The organism is Synechococcus sp. W4D4 (assembly GCF_047716805.1).
GTDB lineage: Bacteria > Cyanobacteriota > Cyanobacteriia > PCC-6307 > Cyanobiaceae > Vulcanococcus.
In genome coordinates, this window is the sequence record NZ_CP180404.1 from 1,950,919 (window position 1) to 1,966,765 (window position 15,847).

Here is a 15,847-nt window from a genome sequence, read left to right on the forward strand (position 1 = left end):
ATCAACTCCGAAAGCTGACCTAGCTCCCGCCCTGCAACTGCCTCAGCAACTCGTCTTCATCTAACTCAGCCACCGCCTGCAGCTGCTCATCCCAAGCCTGATCAATCGACTCAGCCACCGCTGGTGCGGGCACAACCGCGGCAGCCCGAGCCGCAGACTGCTCAGGGAACAACACTGAGAGGAAATACGCCACCAAGTCCTCGATGGTGGGGTGTTCAAACACCAAGGCTTCCGTCAGGGTGATTCCGAGGTTTTTCTCCAGCAACACCATCAACTCCAGCGCCATCAGGGAATCGAGGCCCATGTTGAACAGCGGCTCGCCGGGGTCAATCTGATCGGGATCGGCCACACCCATCACCTTCGCGAGCTGCTGCTGCACGAATCCCTGCAATAGGCTGCGCCGCTCCGCCACGGGCGTCTCCAACAACAACGCCACCGTGGGCGGCGGACCACTGGGTGCCTCCGCTGAATCCTGCTGAGCAGCCGCGGCCATGAGCTCAAGCGGAGCTCCCTGACGGCTACCGGCGTTGCGAGCAATCCGTGCCCACTCCACGTCCAACACACCGATCGATCCGCTGGCGCCCCTCGCAATCAATTCACCCAAGGCCTCTAAGGCCAGATTCGGCTCCAGTAGGCGAACCCCGAGGGCCTCGAGCCGCTGCTTCTGACGATCCTCGAGCGCTCTAGCCATGCCGCCGCCGGCCCAGGGCCCCCACTGCAGGCTCATCCATCCAGGCCGATTCGCCCGTACCATCGCCCCATCGAGAGTTCCATTTGCGGCTGCGTAGTTGCTCTGGCCGGGTGACCCGAGCAAAGCCGCCATGGAGGAGAACTGCACCACCAGCTCCGGATCCAGTCGGGAGAACTGCAGCGCTGTTTCGATGGTGTGCCAGCCACTCCACTTCGGCGCCAAAACTCCCGCCAACCGCTCAGGGGTTTGCCACTCGAGCAAGCCGTCATCGAGCACACCTGCGGCATGGAAGACGCCACGAAGATCGACGTCTTGGAGTGCGACGGCCAACGGCTCAACTGCCGCCTGGTCAGACAAATCCAAGGCCAGTGAAAGACACGCAACCCCTTTGTCCTGACAGTCCTTCAGCAACTGCTGCGCATCCGGACTGGGGTTCGCGGCTGAGCGGGCCACCAGCACCAATGACTTCGCTCCCTGCTCCACCAACCAACGAGCAAGCTGCAGACCGATGCCGCCGAAGGCGCCCGTGATCAGATAGCTGCCCTCGGCACGAATGCCAGCAGCAACCGGTCGCTCGGGCTGAGTGATCACCACCTTGCCCACGTGCCGGGCCTGGGCCATCAGGCGGAAGGCCTCCACGGACTGCTCCACCGGGAAGCTCTGCAGCGGCAACAGCTGATAGCTGCCATCCGCCAGATCAGCCATGAGCTGCTCGAGCAAACCGCGCACCAAGGCGGGCTCCGCAGAGGCCACCTCGAGCAAGTCGAAGGGGAGATAGCGGGCATCAGGCCGACGCTCACTCGCCTCGGCTTTGCTCCAGATCTCGATCTTGCCGAGCTCAATGAAGCGGCCGCCCTGAGCCAGGGCGTCAAAGCTGGCGTCCACCCACTCGCCCTTGAGGCTGTTGAGGACCACATCCACTCCCTGCCCCCCGGTGGCAGCCAGCAGCTGCTCGCTGAACTCGAAGCTGCGGGAATCAAAGACCGCCGTGCAACCCTGCTCCAACAAGCGCGCCTGCTTGGCGCTGCTGGCGGTGGCGTAGACCGTGGCGCCGCAGCGGAGGGCCACTTGAAGTGCGGCCTGACCGACCCCACCAGCTCCGGCATGGATCAGGACCGATTCACCCGGCTGCAGCCGAGCCAAGGTCTCCAGGCCATAGATCGCCGTCAAAAAGGCCGTACTGACACTGGCGCCCTGCTCAGGAGTGAGTTGCTCTGGCACAGGGACGCAGAGCTCGGAGCGGCAAACCACATGGCTGGCAAGGCTGCCGACCGCCAAGGCCGCCAACACGCGCTGACCGACGAGCTCGGGATCCACACCGTCGCCCACTGAGGTGACCCGGCCAACGCACTCCCCGCCAAAGGGCACCTGGGCCGCCTCATCGAGGCCCAACTGACGGGAGTAGCTGCGCAGCAAGCCCAGAGCATTCAGGACATCGCGGAAGTTCAGACCTGTCGCTTCGACCGCGATCTCCAGCTCCCCCGCAGCCGGAGTTTGCGCGGCCAAGGGTCCTGGCCGCAGGCTCTCGAGCATCCCGAAGCTGCCCGTGCTGTAACGGAACCGAGCCGGAGGCAGCGGCAGCAGGCGTTGCTTAAAAAGCCGCTCACCATCGAAAGCAATTACCGGTTCAGTCGCCGCCAGCTCCTGGATCTGCGGCCAAGGAATCGGCAACTTGCCTGAGATCTGCAGGGTGAACCAGCGGGTAGCAGGCCGTTCGAGAGCCGCGGTCCGAGCAAAAGCCGCTAAGGCCTCTTGAACCGGTCCCGTGCCCTCGAGCACCAGCCAGATCTCAGTCGGACTGGTTTGGGCCAAGGCCAGCAAGTCTTCAGTGGCCTGCTGCACCGACGTGGCCTCTGGATCGGGCCAATGCAGAGGCAAGTGGCTGGGGTGCTCCGCCAGCAGTTCACCCAAGGCCACGTCCAGCGGAACCCAGCCCTGGCGCACCAACCAACCCCGTTCGGGTTGCGGTTCGGACTCGTCTTCGGGAAGTGGGAAAAGCCAATCCAGGGCTTGCCGCGGGAGGCGGCGCAGGCGGAAGCCCTGCACCCAGCCGATGCGTTCGCCGCCAGCGAACAGCTGCAGATCCGCCTTCACAAAGGCCGGTTCATCACTGGCGCGCAGCTGCACCCGACATTCCAGAGCATCCGGCAGGGGGAACTGATGGAGCTCAAGCTGCTCAAAGCCCACCGGCAAAAACAGCTGACCCGCCGCCGCATCTGGGTCGAGCGTGGCGGCCACCGCCTGGAAGCAACCATCCAGCAGGGTCCAATCGGCGGCTCCCGTGGGACGTTGCAAGGTGGCCCAGGCCTGTTCACCATCTCGGACGAGCTGGGTTATAGGACGGAAACTCGGGCCGTAGCTCAAGCCGAAGCGGGCCAAGGCTTCGTAGAAAACCTGGAGATTGAGTGCACGACCAGCACCGGTGGGCAACTCACTTAGCGCTGTAGGGGGCTCATCAACGCCGGCGAGGCAACGGCCATGGCTCCGCCAACCATTGGGGCCTTCGCTATGGAATTCCAGCTGTTGCCCCAACACCAACTGCACTGGAGTGAGTGCATCGTCTAAGCGAAGCGGCTGATCGAGGTTGAGATCCCGCAGCGCCAAGGGCTGCTCGCTCTGAACCAGGGCTTGTAGAGCCAGGTCGATGAAGCCCGCTGCGGGAAAGACCACCTGGCTACGGATGCGGTGATCCAAGAGGTGCTGGGCCGACAGCTGAATCTGGAACCGCTGCTCCTGGCCGCCAGGTAATGACAACGGCTCGAGCCGGCCAGCCTCAACAACTGGACGGGGTGCCGCCGGAGCGGTGCTGCCGCCCTTGATGTGATCAAGCCAGAGGCTGGCGCCGTCCTGGACGCCGCTCCACCAGTAGCGCTGCCGCTGAAAGGGATAGGCCGGCAACTCAATCCGCCGGTGCGGGAAGGGCCGATGCAGGGCCTTCCAATCGATCGCAAAGCCCTGGCGGTAGAGCCCCGCGAGGCTGGAGAACAGTTGCTGGACATCCGGTTGTCCCGGGCGCAGGCTCGGCCACCACTGCAGCTCGGGATCGCTTAGGCACTGCCGTCCCATGCCGATCAAGGTCGGCCGGGCACCGAGCTCGATAAAGGTGCTCACGCCCTGGGCCGCAGCAGCCTCGATGCCCTCGGCAAAGCGCACCGGATGAATCACGTGGTCGCACCAGTAGTCACTGGAGGCGATCTCCGGGCCCGCCAGGCGGCCCGTGAGATTGCTCATTAGCGGCAGAACCGGAGCGCGGAAATCGATCTGGCTGAGGAGCTGCTCAAACTCCGCCAACATCGGCGCCATCGCCGGCGAGTGGAAAGCATGGGAGACCGCCAGGCGCGTGGCCTTGATGCCGGCCTCCGTTGCCCGTTGTTCGAGCAACTGAATCGCCTCGAGCGGTCCCGACAACACCGTGTTGGTAGGCCCATTGAGTGCGGCCAGGGACAGCCCCGGTACCTGGGCCATCATCCGTTCGGCCTGGTCTTTGGAGGCCAGCAGCGCCAACATTCCACCGCCACTTGGGAGGGCCTGCATCAGGCGTCCCCGGGCCGCGATCAGCTGCAGGGCGTCCTCCAGGGCGAACACCCCAGCCAGGTGAGCGGCGACCACCTCACCGACGCTGTGGCCCAGCAGCAGATCGGGCCTGAGACCCCAGCTGATCCAAAGCTGGCTAAGGCCATAGCCCACCGCAAAGATGGCCGGCTGACTGAAGCCGGTTTGATTCAGCAGCTCCGCCGCTTCCGGCTCGCTACTGAACAAAACGGCTCTGAGTGGCTTGGGGAGCAATGGATCAAGCACCGGAGTGCAGCGATCGAAGGCCTCGCGGAAGACCGGGTGCTGGCCGTACAGCTCTTGGGCCATCCCCAGGGCCTGGGAGCCCTGGCCTGTGAAGAGGAACGCGAGCTTCCCGGGACGGCGTGAAGCCTGGGCAATTTCAACTCCAAGTGGCAGCTCCGATCCCGCCGAGACTGCCGCGAGTTGCGCAAGCAACTGCTCCCGATCAGCGGCGAGGGCCGTCAGACGCCGGCCAAGGTGGCTGCGCTGTTGGTTGGCGCTGGCACAGAGATCCGCCAACTGCAGCCTTGGATCTGCCGATAACAGCTGATGGACCTGCTGGGCCTGCGCCTGGAGTGCCTGCTCGCTGCGGGCCGAGAGCGTGAGCAACTGCAGCGGTGCCTTCGCCCCAAAGCGCGCCGGAGCCTTGGCTTTCGGGGCCTCCCCCAATACGGCATGGGCATTGGTGCCGCCAAAACCGAAGGAGCTGACCCCCACCACCGCCGGTGCATCGGCCTGCGGGAACGGCTCCAGTTGGGTCTGCACCTGCAGCTTCAGGCCAGCGAAGTCGATCGATGGGTTCGGCGAGCGGAAATGCAGGCTGGGGGGCAGCTGGCGGTGGTGCACGCAGAGCGCCGCCTTGATCAAACCGGTGATCCCTGCGGCGGTTTCCGAGTGTCCGAGGTTGGTCTTCACCGATCCAACCCGGCAGGTCTCACCCTCAGGCCGGCCGTCACTCAACACCGTGCCCAGCGCCCTCAGCTCAATCGGGTCCCCCTGTCGGGTGCCGGTGCCATGGGCCTCCACGTATTGCGTTGCCGCAGGAGCAATCCCGGCGCGGGCAAAAGCCTTGCGCACGCAGGCGATCTGAGCGCGAAGGTTGGGTGCAACCATGCCGTTGCTACGGCCATCGGAATTCACCGCCGTGCCGTGAATCAGGGCGTAGATCCGATCGCCATCGGCCTGGGCCGCTGAGAGCGGCTTCAGCAACACCGCCCCTGCCCCCTCCGAGCGCACGTAGCCGTTGGCGGCTGCATCGAAGCTCTTACAGCGGCCATCAGGGGCTAAAAGCCCCGCTTTGCAAAAAGCACTCTGCAGGCCCGCATGGATCAGAGCCTGCACCCCGCCAGCCAAAGCCGACCGGGATTCACCACGCCAGAGGCTCTCGCAAGCCAGATGCACAGCCACAAGAGAGCTAGAGCAGGCCGTGTCGACCGTGAAGCTGGGGCCCTTGAAATCAAAGAAATAGGAGAGGCGATTGGCGGCGATGCAACCGGTGTTCCCCGGCAGCACAAACGGCTCGTTGTCGGGAATCGCGTAGTTCTCCGCCGATGCCCAGAGCAGCGAGCTGTAGTCGCTGCTGGAGATGCCCATGAACACACCGGTGGTTGTGCCACGGATCTGCTCGAGGGGTATGCCGGCGTCCTCCATGGCCTGCCAGGCCACTTCCATCAGCAGCCGCTGCTGCGGGTCCATGCAGACCGCCTCCCGCGGCGAAATGCCAAAGAAGGCTGGATCGAACTGGTCAATCCCATCGATGAAGCCCCCATGGCGCACGTGCTGGTGCAACGGCGTCTGGGGATCAGCGTTGAAGTGCTGGCCTAGATCCCAGCGCTCCTCGGGGATCTCCGTAATCGCATCCCGTCCATCCCGCAGCAGCTCCCAAAACGCATTGGCGCTATTGGATCCCCCGGGGAGCCGGCAGCCGATGCCAACAATCGCAATCGGCTCTGGTGCCTGGGGGATTTGTGCCATCAATGCTTGAGATACAGAGCCTGTATTCGACGGCGATTCTCTAATAGAACCTTGTCAAACGGCCCCAATGTTTTCGCGGACAACTGCGGATTGAGATCCGCCAACTGGGCCAAGGCCTTCACGTCCAGGTTGAGTTCATAGGCCGTGATCCAGCGCGCAATCGGTGCCGCGAACCAGCGATGCAACGGTCCAGGCAGCACCCGAGGCATGTAAAGCAACGTCGTGAGTTGAGTGCTGGTGTCGCTGATCGGCAAAAAGAACATCACCACCCGCAAGCGAAAACGGCGCAGCTGGTCCCCGCGCCGCCAGATCTGCTCGTAGACCGTCAGCGGCGGTTCAAAGGTTGTGACCCAGTCATTGGCGAACCGATCGCGCGGGCGAATATCGATGAAGGCATCAAACAGCCGCGGAAAAGGCTTTTGCGGGCCGCTATTCCACACCTTGGTCGCCGCAGGTTCCAGCTCGAGCCGCAGCTCTACCTCAGCGGGGCTACGAAAACCAAACACCTGGTGAATCGTCGTGGTGTGCTCGGTCTCGGTGAAGTTGTCGAGGGTCAACTCCAGCGGTGCCGGCACCGTATGGAAGGTCACCCCCGCCGGCTCCAGATCCCTGCAAGCCCAATGCGGTAGCGCCGGCGTGACGGTTTCCCCGGGTTGAGGCTGTCGCAACCAGAGCAGCCCATGGGCCTCCCGTAGCTGAAAGGCGGGCTGCTGGAGCTCCGCCGCCGGCATCAACGGGCAACTGACCTGACCAGCGGCATCGAAGCGCCAGCCGTGATAAGCGCAGACCAGCTGCTCGCCCCGCACCTGCCCGGCCGCCAGGGACATGCGCCGGTGCGGACAGACCTCCTGCAGGGCCACCGGCTGTCCCGAAGCAGTGCGGAACAAGACAATCGCCTCACCGCAGAGCTGGCGCCGAATGGGCTGGCGCCCGAGCTCAGTGGAGCGCAGCAGTGGATGCCAGTGCTGCAGGCCAGCTCGGTAGCGGCAGGCGGCGTCAGCCATGGACCAACAAATCCGCCAGGAACGTCCGCGCGTAGGGATCCACCAACCGCTCGAAGTCGGGGCACTCCACGCCAAGCGAGCGCAGTCGCTCCAGGGAGCGGGCACAACTGGGACGGGCCCGCAGACCAGGGGCGTTCAACTCGGGATAGGTGAGCTGCTCAGTGCCCCAGCGGTGGGTGAAGAACGGCTGCAGGGGATAGAGCGGATTGCTCGGTTGCGCAGCCAAGGCCTTAAGCCAGGAGTCGAGCTCAATGGGCTCTAGCGGGGCACCGCGTTCCACCAAGCCGCCCAGGAAGTCAGACCAGAGCACCGGCCGGGGGTGATGCAGATGCAACACATCGCAGCCCTGAGCGGGCGACCAGGCGAGTGCTCCGATCGCTGCAACCACGTAGTCGACGGGAACAAGGTCCAACTCCATCGGCAGGGATGGCGCCTGCCGCAACGCCAGACAGCCACGCACAAGGCGGTGCAGAAAATCCTGCTCGTGCCAGGCCCCGGTTTTGGAGTGGCCCGCAATCAACGGGGGCCGGTAGAGACGCACTGGCAGCCCCGCCCGGGCTGCTCGCCAGACCAACCGCTCACTGACCCACTTGGTCTGGGAGTAGCCCAGATGAATCCCCTGCCAAGCGCTCAGGTCACTGGACTCATCCAGCGCCTGGCCCCGATATTCAGCCGCCTCATACACCGAGGTACTGGAGATGTATTCCAGGGGAACCGAAGCAGCGGCCGCCATTCGCAACACCTCGACGGTGCCAGACACGTTCGAGGCCTTGAGCTGGCCATAGGGGGCGACATAGCTGAGCTGGGCGCCGTTGTGGAGGATCCCACCAAGCCGCTCCACCAACCCCTGCCAGGTGGTGTCGTCGAGGCCCAATCGCGGCTGCGCCAAATCGCCTGGCACCGCGACAATCCGGGACGCCCAATCGTCCTGCCAGAGGCCGTAGTGCTCGAGGTTGCTGCGCAGACGAGCGCGGCCAGCTCCTGCCCCCTCAGCCCGCACCAAGCAATACACGGTCAGGCCGGAGTGACGCTCCAACTGATCCGCCAGCAAGAAAGCGCCAAGGAAGCCCGTCGCCCCCGTCAGCAACACCGCCTGAGCCGGACCCGCCTTGGGCGTGATCGCCCCTAGTTGCTCGATCAAGTCCTCGGGCAACTGGGCTTCTGCGCCCAGATCAATCTGCTCGAGCTCAGCACCCGGGTTCTGCAGCAACGCCAGCAGGTGGGCCGAGAGACTCTCCAAGGTCGGATCCCCCGCAAGCGCCCCCATCCCCAAACTCAGCCCCAGCGCCGCCTGAACCGCCGAGGCCAACTCCACGGCCATCAGCGAATCGAGGCCCAGGGCATCCAAACGGGTCTCGCTTTGGAGATCAGCTCGCTCAAAGCCGCCGAGCTCGCAGAGCAGCTCCGCCAAGCAAGACTCCACGAGGCCAAGGGCTTCATCCGCGGCGGCCTCAGGCAACGCCTCGGCCAACGCCTGCAGCTGCAGCACCAGCGGATTGCTGGCCGCAGCGGCCTGGAGATCAGCCAAGACCACCTGGCCCTGGTGGGGGAGCCAACGCTCCAGCAAGGCCAGGGCATCAGCCGGTTGCAGAGGCTTCAGCCCTCCCTGGTGTTGGGCCGCCATGCCGCCTCCAGCCCAAGGACCCCAGTTGATGCTCAAGCCCGGCAAGCCCGCATGGGAGCGCTGCTGCATCAAGCCATCGAGAAAGCCATTGGCGGCCCCATAGGACGCCTGGCCAGGGGAGCCGACCGCTGCCGCCAGCGACGAGTAACTCACAAAGAAGTGGTGAGGCATCGCCCGACTGCAGCGATCCAAATGGAGCGCCCCTTGAACCTTGGCGGCAGCGACAGACGCACAACGCTCAGGTGTTTGATTGCTCAGCAGTCCGTCATCCAGGCTGCCTGCGGCATGGATGATCCCCGCCAACGGGCGGCCGCTGGACTTGAGCCGATCAAACAACGCCTCCACCTGGACGACGTCCGAAACATCCAGCTGCTCCACGTGGACGCTGGCACCGGCCTGCTCCAAGGCCGCGATGCGCTGCTGTTGCTGATCATTCGGCGCACGGCGCGAGACCAAGGTGAGGTGCCTAGCCCCAAGCCGCTGCAGTGCTTCAGCGGTGGCCAGACCAAGGGCCCCCAAGCCACCGGTGATCAGGGTGGTGCTGGTGGGGGGCAGCAGTGTTCTTGCAGTTCCCGCACTTGGGACACTCACCAGCGCCAGCTGACTGCGCTCCAAGCCGGCAGGACTGACACGCCACTCCTCACCAGGCTGGATGGCCTCGAGCAGCGGCAGCAAGCTGCTGAGATCGGCCCCCCAAAGCAGACCACCGGACTGGGGGCCCAGTTCTCGGGCCATGCAACGGGCCAACGCGGCCCAAGCCTCGGCGTAGGAATCTCCCGACTGGGGGATCCACCAGTGCACGCGCTGGAGTGAACTCAGCTGGGCCAAGACCCCTTGAAGCCTGGGAAGGGCCACCTCCCAGTCGCGTTGATCCAGCCCATGAATGAACGCCGGCGGAGCCACAAGCAGCACTGGCCGCTCGACCGTGCTGTTGAGGGCAGCCTCAACAGCAGGCAGATCCGGGAACTGCCGAACCGAATCGGGCAAATCAGAAGAAGCCGCCCCAAGCAACCAGATCGGAGAGGCAGCCCCAACGGAGGGAGACAAATCGGAAGCCACCCATTGGGGCTGGTGCTGCAAAGACGCCAGGCCCTCGTCAGCGTTGAGGTCTTCGTCGATCCAGCAGCGCACGCGATCGAAGGGCGTCACCGGCAGGACCTGCCGCTGCCAACGTCCCTCAGGCGCGAGTCCGGTCCAGTCGATCCGATGACCCAACAACCACAGCTCGGCTAAGGCCGCTGCCGTTGGAGCCGCCAAAGGGAGCGGCGGTCCATAGCCGTGCTCCTGAAGCTGGGCCTGCGACTCCGCGTGCGGGATCAAACGCAGCTGAGCGGGCTGACCCGCCAGCTGTTGCGCTAGGCCTTCCTGGCCAGAAGGCACCACCAAGGCGGACGCTTCCAGGCCGAAGTCAGCCCAAGCCTCTTTCGCTTCGCGCGTGGATTCAGCGGACAGAGCAAAAGCCAGGCGCTTCGGTTGTGCTGGGGCTTCGCTGGCCGACCAATTCCCCCGTAGCTGTGCAATGGCGTCTTCTTTGGAACAGGCCTGGATCGCCAGGCGCCAACGGCCCGCGCTGCGGGCCAGACGACTGGTGGCGGCAATCGCGGGCCAGGCGTGCTCCGGTTGATCGACCAACCAATCCACCATCCGCAGGGCCAACTGCTGCAAGCCGGAGTCGGAACCAGCGCTGAGCAAGAGCAATTCGCGCTCCTTGAGCAATGGCGAAGCGTTGACGGCTCCAGCGCTCAACTCCGGTGCCTGCTCAAGCAGCACATGGGCGTTTGTACCGCTGAAACCAAACGAACTCACGGCCGCGCGCCTGGGGCCCTGCTTCTCAGGCCAGCTCTGCGGAGAGGTGGGCACCGTCAATTGCCAATCTCCCCAGTTCAGGTAGGGCGTGGGCTGGCGGAAATGCAGATGCGGCGGGATCTGGCCGTGCTGCAGCATCAGCACGCTCTTAAGGAGTCCAGCGATGCCCGCGGCCCCTTCCAGGTGACCGATGTTGGTCTTCAGCGAACCAAGCCGCAAGGGTTCGACGCGCCCGGGCTGGCCGTAAATCGGTGCAAGGGCCTTGAGTTCAATGGGGTCACCGAGAGGCGTGCCGGTGCCGTGGGCCTCGAGCACATCGATTTCGTTGCCGGTGAGCTGGGCCTGGTCAAGGGTCCGGCGGATCAGGCCGGCCTGGGCCTCGCCATTGGGGACCGTCAGACCGGCACTGGCTCCGTCTTGGTTGACCCCGCTACCCCGGAGCACCGCCAACACGGGGTCCCCTTGGGCTATCGCATCGGCGAGACGCTTGAGCACGACCACGCCACAGCCCTCCCCGCGGACATAGCCATCGGCGGAAGCATCAAAGCTTTTGCAGTGCCCATCCGCCGCCATCATTCCGCTGCGGGCAAAGCAGAGACTGTTGACCGGGGTGAGAATCAGGCTGACCCCGCCGGCCAAGGCCACATCGGTGCTGCGGTCCCGGAGGCTGCGGATGGCCAAGTCCACCGCCACAAGCGAGCTGGAGCAGGCGGTGTCCACCGCCAGTGCTGGGCCCTGCAGCCCCAAGGCATAGGCCAAGCGGCCCGGTGCCATCGAGAAGCTGGTGCCCGTAGCGAAATACATGTCGTAGTTCGCATCCGGGGCCGGAGCCCTGAGCTGGCGCCAGGCGTAGTCCGTGGTGCAGAGGCCCAGGTAGACCCCAGCCGGAGTTCCCCGCAGAGACTCAGGCGAGAGAGCGGCCCGCTCCAGTGCTTCGGCGGCCACCTCCAACAACAAACGATGTTGGGGATCGATCGCCTGGGCTTCCCGCGGCGAGATGCCGAAGCGGGAGGGATCGAACTGATCGGGCTCCGCCAGAAAGGCTCCATGGCGGCAGTGCATCTTTCCCGGCGTCCCCGGGCTGGCGTCGTAGTAGCGCTCGAGATTCCAACGGCTATCGGGAACCTCAGAGACCGCCTCACCCCCCTGCAGCAAGAACTGCCAGAACTGCTCCGGCGTCACCAGATCCGGTCGCCCAGGTCCCGCAGGCAAACGGCAGCCCATGCCCACAACAGCGATGGGTTCTGCGGCGAGCAGACGCCGCTGCTCGCTGGCCTTCTGGGCCAGCAGCGCCAATTGCAACGCGGAGAGCTGCTCAGCCATGAAGCAAGCGCTCCACAATCACGCGCGGATCACCATCCAGGCGGGACGCGGCGTAACGCTGCCTGAGGGCCTGATAGGTCTCCGGCTCATCCAGCCAGAGCTGAATAACCTGAGCCAACTGCCGGGGCCGCCGGATGGAAACCTCCAGACCGAGCTGCTTGAAATAGCGAGGAGCCAAGAGCTCCTGGGGCATGGTCAGGCCGTAGTGGTTAAAGATCAATGGACAGCCCATCGTCAGGGCCTCCGTTGCCGTGCGCGCGCCAGGGCGACCCACCAGGACCCAGGCCTGCCGGTAAAGGTCGGCCATGGCTTCGGGGCCAAGGAAGCCCCTGGTTTCGACCGCCAACGCAGGGTGGACCGCACTCCACTCCTGCACGGACTGGATGGCGTCTTGGCTCTTGCCGCAAAGGGCGATGACCTCAAGCCGCCCGGCAAACGGCAACAGTTGCTCAAGCAGACGCGGGTGATTATTGGCTCCATTCGCACCCGTCCCGAGGACCAGAACCGGAAGCCCCGCAGGTAGCAGCGCCGGAGCTGGAGAGTGGTGGAAGGCGGTGGCATGAAGCGGCCCCAGGCAACTCACACGCTCGGAGGGGAAGCGACGACGCCTGAGTTCACGGTCAACGCCTGGGGTCAAGGTCCAAAAAAGATCCGTCCGGCGACTGACCCAGTTGCGGCTAAACCCAAAGCCACCATCGAGCTCCGTGCAGCAGGTGATGCAGCGCAACTGCGGGCCCACAACCCGTTTGGCCAAATCAAAGTGACCGCGGTTGGTGTGGGGATGGGTCGAGATCAGTAGATCCGGCTGGTAGCTGCGAAACAACTCCACCAGATAGCGATGCCCGAATAGGACAGTGCCTGGCTTGATCAGATCCTCGAGCTCAACAATCCGCCAGTAGATCTGATGGAGCCAAGGGGCTTTTTTCTGGATCCAGTTATAGAAAGAGGTGCCGCCATGGGTGAACCAACTGGCATTCTCCAGCACCTGGTCAACGCGCACCTCACAGCCAGGGACCAGCTGCTGCAACCAATCCCGAAGCGCATAGGCCGCGACGTCGTGGGCTGTCCCGCCGCTTGAGGTAAAGATCAGCACGCGCATTATGTCAGTTTCTCATTCCTCGAAGAGAAACCAGGGGCTAAGGCAAGAAAGACAAGGAGTTGCACAAGCCCGACGATCCCAAGCCCGACCGCCAAAGCACGACCTGGCCCAGATCCGAGCAAGGACCAGTCCAGCTGAGCCAAGACTGGCGCCAGCCAGCGGTCCACGAGCAAACCACCGAGGGCCACGGTGAGCAACCGAGCTGTCCAATCCCAGGCGTAACGGGCGGCAAACAGCGCAGGCTGCCTGTCCTGAGGGATCCAACGGTGCCAAAGGCTCTGTTGGGCCGCGAGCACGGGCGGCACTGAGCAATTGAAAACCGCCACACCAAAGAACCAGAGCCAAACGGTGGCTTGGGCCGATTGGAACAACGCCCCCGTGAGCACCAAACCCTGGACCAAGAGGCCAGCCACAAACACACGAGGCCATTGGCCTGGACGCTGCGCCCAGAGCCACTGCCAGAGCAAAAGCCCGAGTCCATAACCACCTCCACTGACGACGAGGGCTGCCGTCAGACGATCAACCCCAAGGGCCGCCAAGACCCAAGCCGGAAAGAGCAGTTCCGCCGCCGCGAACCCAGCCATCAAGACCGTGCCGAGTAGAAGTAACCCGCCGAGCCTGGATTGCTGAAGCAAGCTCAGGCTCGCCGCCATTAGACCCGAACTTGCTCCCTTATCGAGCCGCAAAGGGGATGCAGCAGACCTGGGCCAAGAGCCCAGCCCGAGGCACAAAAAAGCAACCCCAAAGCTGAGAAGGTCCAAGCTCAGGACGCCAGCCATGCCCAACCTCGCTACGCAAAGGGCGCCCAAATAGGGCGCAACCAAATAGACGAGACCGTCTGTCGTTGCAAAGAGCCCGTTGGCCAGGCCGAGCTGGTCTTCTCTGACCAACTGGGGAATGAGCGTCGAAAAGCTCAACACCAAGGTGGATTCAGCCATGGCGCCGGCGGCCAGCAGGACCAGCAGCAACGGGAACGGAAGCGCAGAGCCATATCGCCAAAGGGACACGGCAACGGCAGCTGTGACGCCACCACCCAAGACATAGGCAGCACCCATGACCCGCCTACGGGGCCAGTGGTGAAGACGGCGACTCAGCACAGGCAACGCCATCAAGCGCCCGAACTGAACAACGAGGGCAACAGCCGCATAGGGCCCAAACTGGTCAGCTCGGGTGAACAGCCAGAGCCCTAGGCCATAAAAACTGATCTGGCTGCCGAGATTGGAGAGCCACTGGCCAAGCCAGAGCCGCTGAAACTGGGAACTCAGCCGCACCCAACCCGCCAGACCTGCAGGCCCGCTGCACGAGCAGCCGCAAGATCGGCGATCGAGCGGGCGTCAAAGAGCCAGGCCGGTTTGCGCATACGAGGCGCCAGGTCTGCCCAATCCAGCTGAGCAAAGCTGGCCCACTCAGTCAAGATCAATAGGGCATCTGCCTGGGCAACGGCCTCTGCTGGGGTCGCGACACGTTGCCAAACCCCTTCTCCGCTTAGGGGACCGCCGGTTGGGGCGTCCTGGGGCTCTGTCGCGAGGTCAGCGCCCATTTGATATGCGGGAACTTTGGGGTCGTAAATCGCCAGCTGAGCGCCTTCCTCCAGAAGGTCCTTGCAGATGCGGATCGCGGGGGCCTCTCGGGTGTCGTTGGTGTCCGCCTTGAAGGCAAAACCAAGAACGGCAATGCGCTTACCGGTCACGGTTCCGAAGAGCCGTTGAACCACGAGCTGCGCAATGCGATCCTGCTGCCAGGTATTGAGGTCGACGACGCTTTGCCAGTAGGCAGCCTCGGCGCTCAGTCCGTAATGACCGCAGAGGTAGACGAGATTGAGAATGTCCTTCTGGAAACAGCTGCCTCCGAAGCCAGGTCCCGCCTTAAGGAACTTGGGTCCGATACGCGTGTCAGTTCCGATGGCATGGGCGACTTCGTTGACGTCGGCCCCAGTGGCCTCACAAAGAGCGGCGATGGAATTGATTGAGCTAATGCGCTGCGCCAAGAACGCATTGGCGGTCAGCTTGGAAAGCTCAGAGCTCCAAAGGTTGGTGCGGAGAATCCGTTCTTGCGGGACCCAGTTGCCGTAAACCGAGGCCAGGCTCTCAATCGCTGCTGGATCCTCTCCACCAATAAGGACGCGATCCGGAGATTCGAGATCCGGAATGGCCGTGCCTTCTGCCAGAAACTCGGGGTTGGAGAGGACGGAGAACGTCTTGGGGGAGCCGGCACCAGCCACCTCTCCTTGAGCAGCGGACAGAATCGATTTGACCGTGTCAGCGGTACGGACTGGGAGGGTGCTCTTCTCAACAACGATGGTGTGACCTTGAGCGCAGGCGGCTACCTGGCGAGCTGAGGCCTCGATCCAGCGCAGATCGCTCGCTTGGCCGGCGCCAACGCCCTTTGTTTTAGTGGGGGTGTTGACGGACAAGAAGACCATGTCCGCGTTTGCGATCGCGGCTTCGACCCTCGTCGTGAAGTGGAGGTTACGTCCACGGCATCGACCGACGACTTGATCCAAACCGGGTTCATAGACCGGAAGCTTGGAGAGGTCGACATCATTCCAAGCATCAATGCGTGATTGGTTGAGGTCGACAACGGTGACCTGAACCTCAGGGCAACGGTCTGCAATTACGGCCATTGTCGGGCCACCCACGTAGCCGGCGCCAATGCAGCAGATGGTCCGGATCATGCGAGCGAAAAACCTTTGACAAGCCTATGGGCGATCGGGGTAGTGTCGGTGAACTGGTGTACAGGTCAATGCTCTGGAGAGCACCATGGTTGCGACA

Annotated in this window: 6 protein-coding genes; all 6 read right to left on the reverse strand. The window is 63.9% G+C overall.

Going from position 1 to position 15,847, the window contains the following annotated elements; translation table 11 throughout:
• Positions 1 to 19: 19 nt before the first annotated feature.
• Genes ACLM42_RS10945 through ACLM42_RS10970 form a run of 6 tightly spaced genes read right to left on the reverse strand, consistent with a single transcriptional unit; the run spans position 20 to position 15,750 of the window.
• The gene (locus ACLM42_RS10945) at positions 20 to 6,220 is read right to left on the reverse strand and encodes a type I polyketide synthase (protein WP_415399085.1); all 6,201 of its coding nucleotides are present in this window, start codon (positions 6,218 to 6,220) and stop codon (positions 20 to 22) included.
• Positions 6,220 to 7,224 carry a Rieske 2Fe-2S domain-containing protein gene (locus ACLM42_RS10950; RefSeq protein WP_415399086.1) on the reverse strand — a complete coding sequence of 335 codons (1,005 nt, stop codon included), beginning with the start codon at positions 7,222 to 7,224 and terminating at the stop codon, positions 6,220 to 6,222. Before ACLM42_RS10950 ends, ACLM42_RS10945 begins: the two co-directional genes overlap by 1 nt.
• The gene (locus ACLM42_RS10955) at positions 7,217 to 11,977 is read right to left on the reverse strand and encodes a thioester reductase domain-containing protein (RefSeq protein ID WP_415399087.1); all 4,761 of its coding nucleotides are present in this window, start codon (positions 11,975 to 11,977) and stop codon (positions 7,217 to 7,219) included. Before ACLM42_RS10955 ends, ACLM42_RS10950 begins: the two co-directional genes overlap by 8 nt.
• Complete coding sequence (locus ACLM42_RS10960) at positions 11,970 to 13,076, reverse strand: MGDG synthase family glycosyltransferase (RefSeq protein ID WP_415399088.1); 1,107 nt, start codon at positions 13,074 to 13,076, stop codon at positions 11,970 to 11,972. The genes ACLM42_RS10955 and ACLM42_RS10960 overlap by 8 nt, the downstream gene beginning before the upstream one ends.
• Positions 13,076 to 14,347 (reverse strand): hypothetical protein, encoded by a 1,272-nt coding sequence (locus tag ACLM42_RS10965; RefSeq protein ID WP_415399089.1) that lies wholly within the window; start codon positions 14,345 to 14,347, stop codon positions 13,076 to 13,078. The genes ACLM42_RS10960 and ACLM42_RS10965 overlap by 1 nt, the downstream gene beginning before the upstream one ends.
• Positions 14,338 to 15,750, reverse strand: coding sequence for a nucleotide sugar dehydrogenase (locus ACLM42_RS10970; protein ID WP_415399090.1), 1,413 nt, complete (start codon positions 15,748 to 15,750; stop codon positions 14,338 to 14,340). Before ACLM42_RS10970 ends, ACLM42_RS10965 begins: the two co-directional genes overlap by 10 nt.
• Positions 15,751 to 15,847 lie beyond the last annotated feature (97 nt).

Coding starts and splice junctions, on each gene's coding strand:
- ACLM42_RS10945 (WP_415399085.1), bottom strand. CDS start 6,220: ATGGCACAAATCCCCCAGGCACCAGAGCCGATTGCGATTGTTGGCATC.
- ACLM42_RS10950 (WP_415399086.1), bottom strand. CDS start 7,224: ATGGCTGACGCCGCCTGCCGCTACCGAGCTGGCCTGCAGCACTGGCAT.
- ACLM42_RS10955 (WP_415399087.1), bottom strand. CDS start 11,977: ATGGCTGAGCAGCTCTCCGCGTTGCAATTGGCGCTGCTGGCCCAGAAG.
- ACLM42_RS10960 (WP_415399088.1), bottom strand. CDS start 13,076: ATGCGCGTGCTGATCTTTACCTCAAGCGGCGGGACAGCCCACGACGTC.
- ACLM42_RS10970 (WP_415399090.1), bottom strand. CDS start 15,750: ATGATCCGGACCATCTGCTGCATTGGCGCCGGCTACGTGGGTGGCCCG.